This window comes from Dietzia sp. NPDC055877 (assembly GCF_053615975.1).
The window spans coordinates 1-12,555 of sequence record NZ_JBSHCV010000008.1; the positions used below are offsets into that span (position 1 = coordinate 1).

The 12,555-nt window shown below is 68.3% G+C and carries 14 protein-coding genes; 4 read left to right on the top strand and 10 right to left on the bottom strand.

Annotated elements, in window-relative coordinates; all coding sequences use genetic code 11:
- Positions 1-111: 111 nt before the first annotated feature.
- Both lpdA and ACWGLC_RS10340 read right to left on the bottom strand, forming a co-directional pair.
- Positions 112-1,503, bottom strand: coding sequence for a dihydrolipoyl dehydrogenase (gene lpdA, locus ACWGLC_RS10335; RefSeq protein WP_452099829.1), 1,392 nt, complete (start codon positions 1,501-1,503; stop codon positions 112-114).
- A 155-nt stretch (positions 1,504-1,658) separates the two neighbouring features.
- Positions 1,659-1,799, bottom strand: a complete 141-nt coding sequence (locus ACWGLC_RS10340) for a hypothetical protein (RefSeq protein ID WP_452099830.1) — start codon at positions 1,797-1,799, stop codon at positions 1,659-1,661.
- Between the two features lie 184 nt (positions 1,800-1,983).
- On the opposite strand from ACWGLC_RS10340, the gene ACWGLC_RS10345 reads away from it, so the two are divergent.
- Positions 1,984-4,149, top strand: coding sequence for a prolyl oligopeptidase family serine peptidase (locus tag ACWGLC_RS10345; protein ID WP_452099831.1), 2,166 nt, complete (start codon positions 1,984-1,986; stop codon positions 4,147-4,149).
- Positions 4,150-4,180: 31 nt separating this feature from the next.
- On the opposite strand, the gene ACWGLC_RS10350 is transcribed toward ACWGLC_RS10345, so the two are convergent.
- The 7 genes from ACWGLC_RS10350 to groL all read right to left on the bottom strand — a co-directional run bounded on the left by ACWGLC_RS10350 (position 4,181) and on the right by groL (position 9,728).
- Positions 4,181-5,053 carry an alpha/beta fold hydrolase gene (locus ACWGLC_RS10350; protein WP_452099832.1) on the bottom strand — a complete coding sequence of 291 codons (873 nt, stop codon included), beginning with the start codon at positions 5,051-5,053 and terminating at the stop codon, positions 4,181-4,183.
- 106 nt (positions 5,054-5,159) lie between these two features.
- Positions 5,160-6,278 (bottom strand): alpha/beta hydrolase, encoded by a 1,119-nt coding sequence (locus ACWGLC_RS10355; protein WP_452099833.1) that lies wholly within the window; start codon positions 6,276-6,278, stop codon positions 5,160-5,162.
- A gap of 370 nt (positions 6,279-6,648) precedes the next feature.
- Positions 6,649-6,810: a hypothetical protein gene (locus ACWGLC_RS10360; RefSeq protein WP_452099834.1), complete on the bottom strand. Its 162-nt coding sequence runs from the start codon at positions 6,808-6,810 to the stop codon at positions 6,649-6,651.
- 116 nt (positions 6,811-6,926) lie between these two features.
- Positions 6,927-7,070: a hypothetical protein gene (locus tag ACWGLC_RS10365; protein ID WP_452099835.1), complete on the bottom strand. Its 144-nt coding sequence runs from the start codon at positions 7,068-7,070 to the stop codon at positions 6,927-6,929.
- A 453-nt stretch (positions 7,071-7,523) separates the two neighbouring features.
- Positions 7,524-7,676 (bottom strand): hypothetical protein, encoded by a 153-nt coding sequence (locus ACWGLC_RS10370; protein WP_452099836.1) that lies wholly within the window; start codon positions 7,674-7,676, stop codon positions 7,524-7,526.
- Between the two features lie 49 nt (positions 7,677-7,725).
- Positions 7,726-7,869: a hypothetical protein gene (locus ACWGLC_RS10375; RefSeq protein WP_295647705.1), complete on the bottom strand. Its 144-nt coding sequence runs from the start codon at positions 7,867-7,869 to the stop codon at positions 7,726-7,728.
- Positions 7,870-8,105: 236 nt separating this feature from the next.
- The gene (gene groL, locus ACWGLC_RS10380; protein WP_452099837.1) at positions 8,106-9,728 is read right to left on the bottom strand and encodes a chaperonin GroEL; all 1,623 of its coding nucleotides are present in this window, start codon (positions 9,726-9,728) and stop codon (positions 8,106-8,108) included.
- A gap of 254 nt (positions 9,729-9,982) precedes the next feature.
- Between groL and ACWGLC_RS10385 the strand changes: the two genes are divergently transcribed.
- From ACWGLC_RS10385 to ACWGLC_RS10395, 3 genes are read left to right on the top strand one after another with little or no spacing between them, the layout of a single operon-like run.
- On the top strand, positions 9,983-10,528 hold the full coding sequence (locus ACWGLC_RS10385; protein WP_452099838.1) for an SRPBCC family protein: 546 nt from the start codon (positions 9,983-9,985) through the stop codon (positions 10,526-10,528).
- A gap of 52 nt (positions 10,529-10,580) precedes the next feature.
- Positions 10,581-11,054, top strand: a complete 474-nt coding sequence (locus tag ACWGLC_RS10390) for an SRPBCC family protein (protein WP_230928508.1) — start codon at positions 10,581-10,583, stop codon at positions 11,052-11,054.
- A 7-nt stretch (positions 11,055-11,061) separates the two neighbouring features.
- Positions 11,062-11,784 carry a hypothetical protein gene (locus tag ACWGLC_RS10395; RefSeq protein WP_452099839.1) on the top strand — a complete coding sequence of 241 codons (723 nt, stop codon included), beginning with the start codon at positions 11,062-11,064 and terminating at the stop codon, positions 11,782-11,784.
- Between the two features lie 68 nt (positions 11,785-11,852).
- Here ACWGLC_RS10395 and ACWGLC_RS10400 read toward each other — a convergent pair whose 3' ends face one another.
- A complete protein-coding gene (locus ACWGLC_RS10400; RefSeq protein ID WP_452099840.1) occupies positions 11,853-12,539 on the bottom strand; it encodes a hypothetical protein in 687 nt (228 codons plus the stop codon).
- Positions 12,540-12,555 lie beyond the last annotated feature (16 nt).

A 12,555-nucleotide genomic window follows, 5' to 3' on the forward strand; every position in this document is an offset into this window, starting at 1 on the left:
CATGTCAAGATGAACGAACTCATCAACGGTGTTGCGCTGGCTCCCTGAGACCGCCGAGTAGGGAGTGCGCGGAACGCTCTTCTCGTTGAACGGGGTGGCGGGAGGGGCCCGTCAGAGGTTGATCATGTGGCCGGCGATGCCGTGGACGGCTTCCTTCATGGCCTCGGACAGCGTCGGGTGCGTGTGCACGTTGCGGCCGATGTCCTCAGCGGTGAGGTCCCACATCTGCGCCAGTGTCAGCTCGGGCAGCAGCTCCGAGACGTCCGGGCCGATGAGGTGGGCGCCCAGCAGCTCGCCGTGCGTGGAGTCGGCGATGACCTTGACGAAGCCGACCGCGTGGCCGAGCCCGTGGGCCTTGCCGTTCGCGGAGAACGGGAACTTGGCGACCTTCACGTCGTAGCCCTCGTCCTTGGCCTGCGCCTCGGTTAGCCCGAACGAGGCGACCTGCGGCTGGCAGAAGGTGGCGCGCGGCATCATCCGGTAGTCGCCGAGGGTCTGGGTGTCCGCACCGGCCATGGTCTCGGCCGCCACGACGCCCTGCGCCTCCGCGACGTGCGCGAGCTGCAGCTTCGCGGTGACGTCGCCGATCGCGTAGATGCCGTCCACGTTGGTGCGCATATGGTCGTCGATGTCGATCGCGCCGCGGTCGGTGAGCTCGACCCCGGTGTTCTCGAGCCCGAAGCCCTCGACGCGCGGGGCGAAGCCGATGGCCATGAGGACCTTGTCGACAGTCAGGGTCTGGGTGTCCCCGCCGTCGTTCTTCTCGATCTGCACCTCGACCGAGTCGCCGTTGTCGGTGACCTTGGTTGTCTTGTGGCCGGTCAGGAGCTTCACGCCGAGCTTCTTGTAGTGCTTGACCATCTCCTTGGAGACGTCCTCGTCCTCGTTCGGCAGGACGCGGTCCATGAACTCGACGATCGTGACATCCACGTCGTAGTTGGCCATGACGTAGGCGAACTCCATGCCGATCGCCCCGGCACCGACGATCACAATCGACTTGGGCAGCTCGCGGCTGAGGATCTGCTCCTCGTAGCTGACGACGTTCTCGCTGAGCTCGATCCCGGGCAGCGTCTTGACGACCGAACCGGAGGCGATGATGCAGTTGTCGAACGTGTACTTCGTGCCGTCGACCTCGACCGTCTTGGCGTCGACAAACGTGCCGTAGCCGTTGATCTCCGTAACCTTGTTCTTCTTCATGAGGAAGTGGACGCCCTTGACGATGCCGTCGGAGACCTTGCGGCTGCGATCGAACGCCGCACCGAAGTCGAAGGACACGTCCCCGGAGATGCCGAACGTCTTGCCGTCCTTGAGAACGGTGTGCGCGAGCTCGGCATTACGCAGCAGGGCCTTGGAGGGGATACAGCCCACGTTGAGGCACACGCCGCCCCAGTATTTCTCCTCGACCACGGCCACCTTGAGGCCGAGCTGCGAGGCACGGATGGCGGCGACGTAGCCACCGGGGCCCGCGCCGAGGACGATGAGATCGAAATGAGTGTCAGCCACGACACACAGGGTATGCGTATCCGGCGGGCGAGGCACCTCATGCGGCCGGGAAGACACCCGAAAGTGGAAACCCGCGGCGAGCGAAGGCTGCAGAAAATAGACTGACGCCGCCCACTCCGCGGGAGGAGGGGCGGCGTCAGTGCCTCGGCGGCAGATCAGGACATGTTGCCCAGGATCGACTTGACGGCGTTGGCGACGACCTCGCCGATGGTCTCCGCGATCTGGTCCGTGATCTTGTCGGCGGAGCTGCCGGAGCCGCCGGTGGAACCGCTGAAGATGTCGGTGATGGAACCCATTTGTGTGTCTCCGTTTATCGAATGCATTCCCGAGTGCAATCGAGAATGGCCGGGTCAGGCGACCCACGCTCATCGAACAGGGTACTTAGCGATTGTCCAGGTAACAAGACCCTGAGCGAATTAGTTGTCGCGCTCACCCCTCCCCTTTCTCGCCACTTCCAGCGGCCACGGCATCATCGAGATCATGAGCACCTCCACACCCTCTGATCCGTACCTCCACCTGGAGGACATCGACAGCGCCGCCTCCCTGGCCTGGGTCGCCGAGCGCAGTGATCGCACCCTGGCCGACCTGGCCGTCGGCGAGCACGCGGAGGCCTCCTACACCCGCGCGAAGGGGATCCTGGACGCCACGGACCGTATCGCGTGGCCGGTGTTGCGGGGCCGTTATGCGTACACGGTGTGGAAGGACCGCGAGCACCCCCGCGGGTTGTGGCGCCGGGTGCCGTGGTCGGTGTTGGAGCAGGGCGCGCCGGCGTCGGATCATCCGGCGTGGGAGACGCTCGTGGACGTGGACGCGCTCGCCCGCGAGGAGGACGTCAACTGGGTGTACGCGGGGACCGTCGTGCGCCGCCCCGAGGACGACCGGGCGTTGATCCGCCTGTCGCGGGGCGGGGCCGACGCGGTGGAGGTCCGCGAGTTCGATCTCGTCGAGCGTCGGTTCGTGCCGGCGTCGGAGGGCGGGTTCCATCTGCCGGAGGCCAAGTGCTCGGTGTCGTGGGTGGATCGGGACACGCTGGTATTGGCGGCGCCGTTGGATCCGGCCGGGGCCGATGCGACGAGCTCGGGGTACGCGCGGGTGGTGCGCCTGTGGCGCCGCGGTTCCGATCCGACGGGGGCGCCGGTGATCTTCGAGGGGTACGACGACGACGTCGCCGTCGGCGCCGGATATGACATCGACACCGGGCGTCTCGTCGCCAGCCGCTCTCCCGATTTCCATACCTCCCAGGAGTGGTTCTGGCGCCCGGGCGGCCATCCGGAGACCGAGAAGCCGTTGCAGCTCCCGGTGCCCGAGGATTGCCGCGTGGGCTCGAGCGGGCCGTGGTTGACGCTGCGCCCGCGGACGGAGGTGGAGATCGCCGGCGGCACGTATCCCGGCGGGTCGGTTCTGGTGGTGCCGTGGACGGCGCTCGACGACGACCCGTCCCGGCTGCCCGAGCCGACGGTGTTGTTCTCCCCCACCCCGTCGACGACGGTCGAGGACGTGTCGTGGGGCCGCGGCCGGGTGGTGCTGACGATCCTCGAGGACACGGAGTCCCGGCTCGAGGCGTTCGCGATCCCCGACACCGGCACCGACACCACCGGAGGATCAGACGCAGGTCCGTCGACCGCGGCCGACGGGTGGCGGAGGTTGCCGGTCGAGGGACTGCCCGAGCACGTGTCGATCGACGTCCTCTCGCTCGACCGGCACTCCGACCAGTCCGTCGACGGCGGGTCGCCCCACCCGGACGATGCGGTGCTGGCGGTGTCGGGACCGATCGTGCCGCCGTCCCTGGTGTTGCTGCGGGCCGACGGCTCCACCACGACGCTCGGCTCGACCCCGGACCGCTTCGACACGTCCGGCGTGGAGGTCACCCGACACACGGCGGTCAGCGACGACGGGACCGAGGTGCCGTACACGGTCATGCGCGGCCCCGGCCCTGATGGCCCGCGGCCGACGATCCTGTACGGCTACGGCGGGTTCACGGTGTCCATGCGCCCGTCCTACGCCGCGCTGAGGGGCGCACTGTGGCTCGAGGAGGGTGGCGTCTACGTGGTGGCCGGCATCCGCGGTGGCGGCGAGTACGGGCCGCAGTGGCACCAGGCCGCCGTGCGGGAGAAGCGGCCCCGCGCCTACGAGGACTTCGCCGCCGTGGCCCGCGCGCTCGTCGACTCGGGCGTCACCACCCGCGAGCAGCTCGGCGCGACGGGCGGCTCCAACGGCGGCCTGCTCATGGGCGTCATGCTCACCCGCTACCCGCAGCTGTTCGCGGCGCTGGCGATCGCGGTGCCCCTGCTCGACATGAAGCGATATCACCTGCTGTTGGCTGGCGCCTCGTGGATGGCCGAGTACGGCGACCCCGACTCGGCCGACTGGGACGACTTCCTGGGCGCGTACTCGCCGTACCAGCACATCCGGCCCGCCTCGGAGGTCACCTACCCGCCGGTGCTCATGACCACGTCGACCCGGGACGACCGCGTCCACCCGGGCCATGCCCGCAAGATGACGGCCGCGCTCGAGGCCGCCGGGCATCACGTGGAGTACTACGAGAACGTCGAGGGCGGCCACGCCGGCGCCGCGGACAACTCGCAGGAGGCCCGAAAGGCGGTCCTGACGTACGAGTTCTTCCGGCGGCGGTTGTCGTCGTCGTGATCGGGGTGGCACCCGCCCCCGCGGGCACCGTCTACGCGGTGGTGACCTCACGGTCGATCCACGCCAGGACCCGCGCGACGATCTCGTCGGGGCGGCGCGCCCACGTGTTGTGGCCGAGTGGCTGCGGCTCCGACTCGAGCGTCGTGCGCGCTGCCGGTAGCAAAGCGAGCAGGTTGCGGGCGGCGCTTTCCGGGGCGAGGGGGTCGTCGGCGATCACGACCGCCAGCGCCGGGACGGTGACGCGGGCGAGGCCGTCGATGTAGTCCAGGTCGGCGCGCGCCGGCTGCATGACGCCGGTGGCGGCGAGGCGGGCCCAGTCGCGCACCCGGTCCGCAGGGACGCGGCCGGTGGCACCGAAGAACTGGCCGGGCACGTGGCCGGCCACACGGCCGACGATCGGCATGACGATCGACCCCAGGCGCAGCTTGCGGCCGAACTCGCGGGGATAGCCGCGATGGAACGGGGACTGTGCGGCCACGGCGATCAGCCCCACGACGCGGGGGTCCCGGCGGGCGAGGTGGTAGACGCCGATCTGGGCGCCCATGCTATGTCCGAGGAGCACGACCGGGCGGGGGCCGAGCTCGCGCTGCATGGCCTCCACCGCGAGCGGGACGTCCTCGCCAGCACTCTCGTGGTAGCCGGCGGCGCCGCCGCTGCGGCCGATGCGGTGGGTGCTCTCGCCCTGACCGCGCAGCTCCGTGATGGCCACGTCCACGCCGGCGTCGGCGTCGGCGAGGGCTCGGGCAAGCGGGAGGTAGTACCGGGCGCCGACGGCGATGCCGGGCAGCACCAGGACTGCGGGGCGGTTCTCGTCTCGCCGGGCCGCGGGGACGATCAGCAGTGGACTGGTGCTGCCGTCGGGGTGCGACAGCTCGACCCGCTGCGGGCCTTCGGTCTTGGTCATGCGTACAGAATGCCGGACTGGCCTGAACGTGAAAGAACCCCGCCCCACCCGAAGCGGGTGAGACGGGGTCCTTGCGAGCTGCGCGGTGCGCTGCGGCGTCAGCCGATCAGATCTCGCCCCAGCGAGCGCCCATGGCGTTGGCCATCATGGGCCAGGACTGCGCGAGGTCGTCCTCCCAGTAGCCCCACGAGTGCGTGCCGTTGGGCGCGAAGTCGAAGTGGGCCGGGATCCCCAGCTCGCCGAAGCGGCGGGCCAGGTTAGCGGTGCAGTACTGGGTGGCCGCCTCGATGATGCCGCCGACGACGGCCTGGTTGGCCAGGGCGACGCCGTTGCCCTTCAGGCGCCAGTTCTCGAGGTTCTCGTGCGGCCCGGGCAGGCCGTTGCCGGTCGAGATGAACATGGCGGGCAGGGTGCCGTTGTCGCGCTGCTCCTCGAAGCGCCAGGCGCCCCAGACCGGATCGTTGTCGAACCAGCTGTTGGTCCCCGCGACAGGCTCGCCCGGGAACGGGCCCCACATGTTGTTCAGGTCTGCCCCGCCGCGCATGCCGGTGACGATGTTGATGAACTCGTGGCCGATCGGCGTGGAGGTCTCGGCACAACCCGAGTACGAGCCGATGGCCTGGAACTTGCCCGGGTGCTTCTGCGCGATCGTCAGGACCGAGGTGGCGGTCATCGAGATGGCGGCGAGGCCACGCTTGCGCCCCTCGTAGTTGCCGCCGTACGCGCCCTCGAAGAGGTTCGGGAGCTCCTCGGCGAGGTACGTCTCGAACCTCATCGGGTGGGTGTCGCTGGCGTAGCGGGTCTGGACGTTGGGGTCCGGCTTCTGCCAGTCGGTGTAGTACGAGAAGGCGCCACCGATCGGGGTGACGGTCCAGGCGTCCTTGTCACCCATGAACTGCTTGACGTTGGACTGCGCCTGCCAGGTGGCGGAGTCCTCGCCGCCGCCGGCGCCGTTGACGAGGTACAGCACCGGAGCGCCCGCGTTACCGTCGCGGGGACGCTGGACGATGTTCGGCACTTCCTGCTGCATGGCGTCCGACCACACCGAGACGATCAGACGTCCGTCCGCCAGCTCGGTCTCGACGACCTTGTTGCCGGCCGTGGCCTTGGTGTAGTTGATGGTTCCACCCTGGGCCTGTGCCGTGCCCGTGGCGACGACGGGGACCATGGCGGCCGCGAGGGCCGCGGTCGCGACCTTCGTGCCGAACCGCTTGACTGAACGCATATTTTCGACGCCTTACTTCTCGATGTTCACAGACCCGTGCCGACTCTTAGCAAAGAGTTAACCCGTTTCCCACTGGTCACACAAGCCCCACAGGCCACTCCAACTGGATTCGGAGGACCTCACGGAACTGTAGTTCTTGCCCGCAGTGGCGACCACGAGGGTCCCATAGCCGTGATGGCCGAGGAAAACCGTGGAGCCTCTGCGCGGCTCACGTCATCAGTATCGACGAACGACGTGCGCTCGTTACATTTATTAGCAGATCCCCATACACCGCGTCGGGGCTGCAGGTCGGAGGCACAGCGACATGTCCATCAAATGCGGTGAGGGCGCCGGGATGATCCCGACGCCCTCACCCACTGACCGGGTCAGCTCACTTCATGAAGCCGCCGGCGAGAGCCTCCTGGAAGCCCTCACCGGTGAAGTAGCCGGCAGCCTTGACGAACTTGTCGACGTTGCCGAGCAGATCGCTGAGGATGCCGAAGGTGCCGTCCTTGCCGATGACGCCGCCGAGCGAACCGAGATCGAGGTCCATGTTGTTCTCCTTGAAGTACGTGGCCCGGATCGATCCGGGGCCGATGCTTGGGGGGTGACTGCTATACGCCGCAGCCGGGGCGGACTCTGCGAATCAGCTTCGGAAGAACCCGAAGATCACGCAGCGGCGTCGGAGACCTCGAGGCTGCCGAGCACGGTGTCGAAGCTGTCGCCCGCGAGCGAGCCGGCGAAACCGGTGACACCGTCGAGGATGTTCTTGATGCCGCCGATGAGCGAGCTGATCGCACTGAAGTCAGGCATGTGTATCTCCCTTTATCGTTTCGCCCCGGTCCCCGGGGCCGCGTCAAGCCCCTGCTTTCGGGACCTTGGCCAGAATAGTCTGAGCGAATCCAGAGTCAATTGTGATCCCCGTCTCGCTGCTGGCTCGAGATAACAATACATTCTCCCGCGGGGAAATGTGACCTAAACCACCGCTTTAATCAAGTTCTCAGGTGGCCGCCTAGCTGCGGCGATGCACTGAGTGCAACGAAGTCAGGAAAGGCTAACCTTGCATGTAGCGGGGCGCGAGGCCGGGCGGGTTCGCGCCGTTCATCGTTAGTCCCCCAACAATTAATGTTAAACGTTCTCTTAACAAAGCACTTTGGGGGCCTTTTGGAGCTTGGCGGCGACCGGGGCCTCGCGCTCCCGTGCACTGAAAAATAGACGAGGGCCACACCCCGAATTTCGAGATGTGGCCATGTCGCCAGCGTCAGGTCACCGCATGAACCCTCCGGCCAGTGCCTCCTCGAAGTCTCCGCCCGTGAAGTACTCGAGCCCGGAGAACAGGTCTCCGAACCCTCCGAGGAAATCCGTCAGGAGGCCGAGCGCGCCGCTGACGCCCGCCAGGGATCCGAATTCGAGATTCATCGTGTACCGCTCCTGTGTCGTTGTGATGGCCCAGATCGGGTGGTCGTCGTTAGTTCGCGCTGATGCTGGACAGGGCGTCTACGAAGTCGCCGACTCCGCCCTCCCCGGCGAGCGAACCCGTGAAGAACGTCAAGGCTCCGAGAATGTCCGTCACTCCTCCGATGAGGTCTGACAGCTGACCGAAGTTCGGCATGGGGTCTCCGTTCACAATGGGTTGATCAGCGCCGGTCCTGGGCGCCTGACCACGACGCTATCGACCCCGACCAATCACCTCCAGAGGCGCAACGAACATGTAACACCAGGTCATAGCCCTTTTACACAGGATCGTTCAGATGACGTTCCCGTGACAAAATGGCCTGTGGCCCCGTACCGGATCTCCGGTACGGGGCCACAGGGCTATCGCTCTAGCGAGCGCGCGTCAGGGCTGGATCAGAAGCCCATGCCGCCCATCTCGTCGCCACCCGGCATCGCCGGCGCGGCGGGCTCCGGCTTGTCGGCCACGACGGCCTCGGTGGTGAGGAACAGCGCGGCGATCGACGCGGCGTTCTGCAGCGCCGAGCGGGTCACCTTGACCGGGTCGTTGATGCCGGCCTCAAGGAGGTCCTGGTACTCGCCGGTGGCGGCGTTGAGCCCCTCGGAGCCCGGCAGGTTACGGACCTTCTCGGCCACGACGCCCGGCTCGAGGCCGGCGTTGAGGGCGATCTGCTTGAGCGGGGCGCTCAGCGCGAACTTGACGATGTTCGCACCGGTGGCCTCCTCGGCCTGCAGCGACAGACCCTCGATCGCGGCCTCGGACTTCACCAGGGCGACGCCACCGCCGGCGACGATGCCCTCCTCGACGGCAGCCTTCGCGTTGCGGACGGCGTCCTCGATGCGGTGCTTGCGCTCCTTGAGCTCGACCTCGGTGGCCGCGCCCGCCTTGATGACGGCCACGCCGCCGGCGAGCTTGGCGAGGCGCTCCTGCAGCTTCTCGCGGTCGTAGTCCGAGTCGGAGTTCTCGATCTCGGCGCGGATCTGGTTGACCCGGCCCTCGATCTGGCCCTGGTCGCCCGCACCCTCGACGATGGTGGTCTCGTCCTTGGTCACGACGACCTTGCGGGCCTTACCCAGCATGGAGACGTCGGCGGTCTCGAGCGAGAGGCCGACCTCCTCGGAGATGACCTGGCCACCGGTGAGGATGGCGATGTCCTGCAGCATGGCCTTGCGGCGGTCGCCGAAGCCCGGGGCCTTGACGGCGACGGACTTGAAGGTGCCACGGATCTTGTTGACGACCAGGGTCGACAGGGCCTCGCCCTCGACGTCCTCAGCGATGATCAGCAGCGACTTGTTCTCGCCGATGACCTTCTCGAGCAGCGGGAGCAGGTCCTTGACGGTGGAGACCTTGCCCGAGACCAGCAGGACGTACGGATCCTCCATGACCGCCTCCTGGCGCTCCGGATCCGTCATGAAGTACTGCGAGATGTAGCCCTTGTCGAAGCGCATACCCTCGGTGAGCTCGAGGTCCAGGCCGAAGGTCTGCGACTCCTCGACCGTGATCACGCCCTCCTTGCCGACCTTGTCCATGGCCTGGGCGATGAGCTCGCCGATGGCCGGGTCAGCGGCGGAGATGCCGGCGGTCGCGGCGATCTGCTCCTTGGTCTCGATCTCCTTGGCGGAGTCGATCAGGTGAGCGGTGACGGCCTCGACGGCCTTCTCGATGCCGCGCTTGATGCCCATGGGGTTGGCACCGGCGGCGACGTTGCGCAGGCCCTCGCGCACGAGCGCCTGGGCGAGAACGGTGGCGGTGGTGGTGCCGTCGCCAGCGACGTCGTCGGTCTTCTTGGCGACCTCCTTGACGAGCTCGGCACCGATCTTCTCGTAGGCGTCCTCGAGCTCGATCTCCTTGGCGATGGAGACACCGTCGTTGGTGATCGTGGGGGCGCCCCACTTCTTCTCCAGCACGACGTTGCGGCCCTTGGGGCCGAGGGTGACCTTGACGGCGTCGGCGAGCTGATTGAGACCGCTCTCCAGGCCGCGCCGGGCCTCTTCGTCGAACGCGATCATCTTTGCCATGGGGTGAATCATCCTCCGGGTATGGGGTGACACGCGTGTGGTCACATCGGTGCCCGCGACGGACGGCGCGGACCGTGTCGGATCCGCCCCTCACCTTGCGACCTTCTCGTTCAGGTATTGCTGGCACTCAGGGTAACCGAGTGCCAATCGCTTTTCTAGCACTCGCCCCCATCGAGTGCAAAGGCTCCGGGCAGGTGTTCGCGACCGGCGAACGACCGCCACCCGGGCCGGCACTGCCCTACCATCGAAACGCCGTGACCCAGACCCCGATGGAGGGCCCGATGTCCACCGACCACACCCCCGCCCCCGAGACCGGGACGCCGCGCGGGCGATCGATCGAGATCGACGCCCCTCCGGCCCGGGTGTGGGAGCTCGTCTCCGAGGTCCGCAACGCTCCGCGGTGGAGCACCCAGGCGCGCAAGGTCCTGGCCACCTCCGGGCCGACGGCCCTCGGGACCCGTTCGTTCAACATCAACCGACAGGGACCGGTCTTCTGGCCCACCACCAGCCGCGTCGTCGACTTCCAGCCCGAGCGCCGCTTCGCCAACCGCACCGGCGGACACGGCACGCAGTGGATCTTCGAGCTCGAGCCCACCCCGTCCGGCGGCACCCGCCTCACCGAGCGCAGCGAGCCGCCCGCCGCCCTGGTGGCCGCGGTGCGCAAGCTCACCAGCGCACTGCCCGGGGGCCGTGGCGGAACACGCGGCTCGTCGTCGTCATCATCATCAACGCCGTCGTCGCCGTCGTCGTCCTCCTCCGGCTCCCTCCGTCGCATCAAGGCCCTGGCCGAACAGTCCTGACCCCGGCGCACACTGCCGGCCCACCTCCCCCGAACCACCAGGAAGGCACCACATGACCACCGCGAACACCCCTGCCGGCATCGAGAGTTCCATCGAGATCGACGCCCCGCCGGCGCGCGTCTGGGAGGTTATCTCCGACGTCCGCAACGCGCCCCAGTGGAGCAGCCAGGCCGTCAAGGTCATCACCCCGGGCGGACGCACCACCAAGGGGACTTGGGCGCTGAACATCAACAAGCGCGGACCGGTGTTCTGGCCCACCACCAGCCGCGTGGTGGAGTTCGAGCCCGGTCGCAGGTTCGCCAACCGCATCTCCGAGAACACCACGATCTGGGTCTTCGAGCTCGAGCCCACCGCGAACGGCGGCACCCGCCTGACCGAGAGGCGTGAGGTCCCCGAGGGCCTGACGTTCATCTCGAAGTTCCTCACCGACAAGCTCTTCGGCGGGCAGCCGTCGTTCACCTCGGAGATGGGCGAGGGCGTCTCGCTCTCCCTCCAGCGCATCAAGACGCTCGTCGAACAGGGCTGAGAACCCGATGGTCCGGGCTGCTGCGGCCGCCGTCGTCGCCGGCTCCCTGGTGGCGTCACTGACGAGCTGCGCCCTGCTCTCCCGCGAGTCCGACGGGTCGGACTCGCCGGACCGTGAGCAGCCCGGGCCGGCCCTGGCCGACGGGCCGCCGCCGCCCGACTGGAAGGACGTCCGCAGCACGTCCGGACTGATCTACTCCGTGCCGCCGGAATGGGAGGTCGGCGACCCGTACGGCGACACCGGGTCCGGCCCGGACGCCGGTAGCGACTGGGGGTCGGGCTACGTCACCGTCGCCAACGCGATCGCGGACCCCGGCTACTGCCCGCTGGCGGGGATGAGCTTCCGGGTCCTGTCCGGCGTCAGCCAGACGGCCTTGCCCGGCGACGCCCGCGAGCAGGCGGAGTCGGCGTCGCGCGCGATGGCCGATTCGATCGACCGACGCTTCACCCAGGCCGGGGCCGAGGTGCCCGTGCCCGAGGCACGCAGCATCGGGGTGTCCGGGGTGCCGGCCTGGTACGTCTCGCTCCGGGGCGAGGTCCGCCCGCCGCGCAACATCTGTACCCCGCCCACAATCCGGTTCGACACCATCGCGGTGTCCACCCGGACGCCGGACGGCGGGGACGCCTCGCTCGTCTTTGTGCTCATGGCCGACGAGGGCGAGCCCGGCACCGTGCCCAGCGAGACGATCGACGCCGTGGTGGCGTCCCTACGATTCGAGAACTCGGTCTAGGACCCGCCCGGGCCACGCGGGCCGGGGCCAGATCGAGCCGGCCGACCCCGCTCCGCCCGGCCTGAAGGTCAGGCCGCGGTGGCCTCGCCGGCACCACCGAAGAACGCGGGCCAGTCGATGTCGCAGCGCGCCCAGGCCCACCCCGCGTCCGCCGCGGTGCCCAGGTCGTGTGAGGTGAGGGTGCGCCGCCGGACCGGGACGTCGGGTCCATCCGCGACGGAGACCTCGAGCACCCCGCCCACCCGCTCGTAGAGGAACCAACGCTCGGTGTCGCCCTCCAGCTCCAGCCGATCGCCGTCCACCTCGAGCGCCTCGAGCAGCTGTCCCAGCAGCTCGCGACTGACCCACGGCAGGGTGCCGAAGGGCCGACCGCGCACCGCGTGGTCGGTGATCGCCGCACCCACCACCGTGGGGCGCCGGTGCACATCGATCTCGATACGGTCCCGCGGATCCGCGACCAGACCCAGTTCCGGCGCGGTCACCAGGAGCTGGCGGGGCGCCGCGTACCGCATGACCGCGTTCACAACGAGCGGCCGGGTCAGGACCTCGGGGCGGATGACGACGCCCACGCCCTCGATGACCGGCCGGGCCGACAGCGCCCCGGTCTCGCCGATCGCATCCGCCGCCGGGAAGCGCGCACAGATCTCGTCGCGCAGCCCTTCCAGATCGGCCCGCACGTGATCGGGAAGCGCATCCACACTGTCGACGTCACGAAGCTCCGCCTCAGCGGGAGTGACCACAATCACATAGCTCATAATTCACCACCATACG

Excerpts from the sequence above, each read along its gene's own strand:
- ACWGLC_RS10340 (WP_452099830.1), bottom strand. The coding sequence starts at position 1,799 with ATGGGTTCCATCACCGACATCTTCAGCGGTTCCACCGGCGGCTCCGGC.
- ACWGLC_RS10345 (WP_452099831.1), top strand. The coding sequence starts at position 1,984 with ATGAGCACCTCCACACCCTCTGATCCGTACCTCCACCTGGAGGACATC.
- ACWGLC_RS10350 (WP_452099832.1), bottom strand. The coding sequence starts at position 5,053 with ATGACCAAGACCGAAGGCCCGCAGCGGGTCGAGCTGTCGCACCCCGAC.
- ACWGLC_RS10355 (WP_452099833.1), bottom strand. The coding sequence starts at position 6,278 with ATGCGTTCAGTCAAGCGGTTCGGCACGAAGGTCGCGACCGCGGCCCTC.
- ACWGLC_RS10360 (WP_452099834.1), bottom strand. The coding sequence starts at position 6,810 with ATGGACCTCGATCTCGGTTCGCTCGGCGGCGTCATCGGCAAGGACGGC.
- ACWGLC_RS10365 (WP_452099835.1), bottom strand. The coding sequence starts at position 7,070 with ATGCCTGACTTCAGTGCGATCAGCTCGCTCATCGGCGGCATCAAGAAC.
- ACWGLC_RS10370 (WP_452099836.1), bottom strand. The coding sequence starts at position 7,676 with ATGAATCTCGAATTCGGATCCCTGGCGGGCGTCAGCGGCGCGCTCGGC.
- ACWGLC_RS10375 (WP_295647705.1), bottom strand. The coding sequence starts at position 7,869 with ATGCCGAACTTCGGTCAGCTGTCAGACCTCATCGGAGGAGTGACGGAC.
- groL (WP_452099837.1), bottom strand. The coding sequence starts at position 9,728 with ATGGCAAAGATGATCGCGTTCGACGAAGAGGCCCGGCGCGGCCTGGAG.
- ACWGLC_RS10390 (WP_230928508.1), top strand. The coding sequence starts at position 10,581 with ATGACCACCGCGAACACCCCTGCCGGCATCGAGAGTTCCATCGAGATC.
- ACWGLC_RS10395 (WP_452099839.1), top strand. The coding sequence starts at position 11,062 with ATGGTCCGGGCTGCTGCGGCCGCCGTCGTCGCCGGCTCCCTGGTGGCG.
- ACWGLC_RS10400 (WP_452099840.1), bottom strand. The coding sequence starts at position 12,539 with ATGAGCTATGTGATTGTGGTCACTCCCGCTGAGGCGGAGCTTCGTGAC.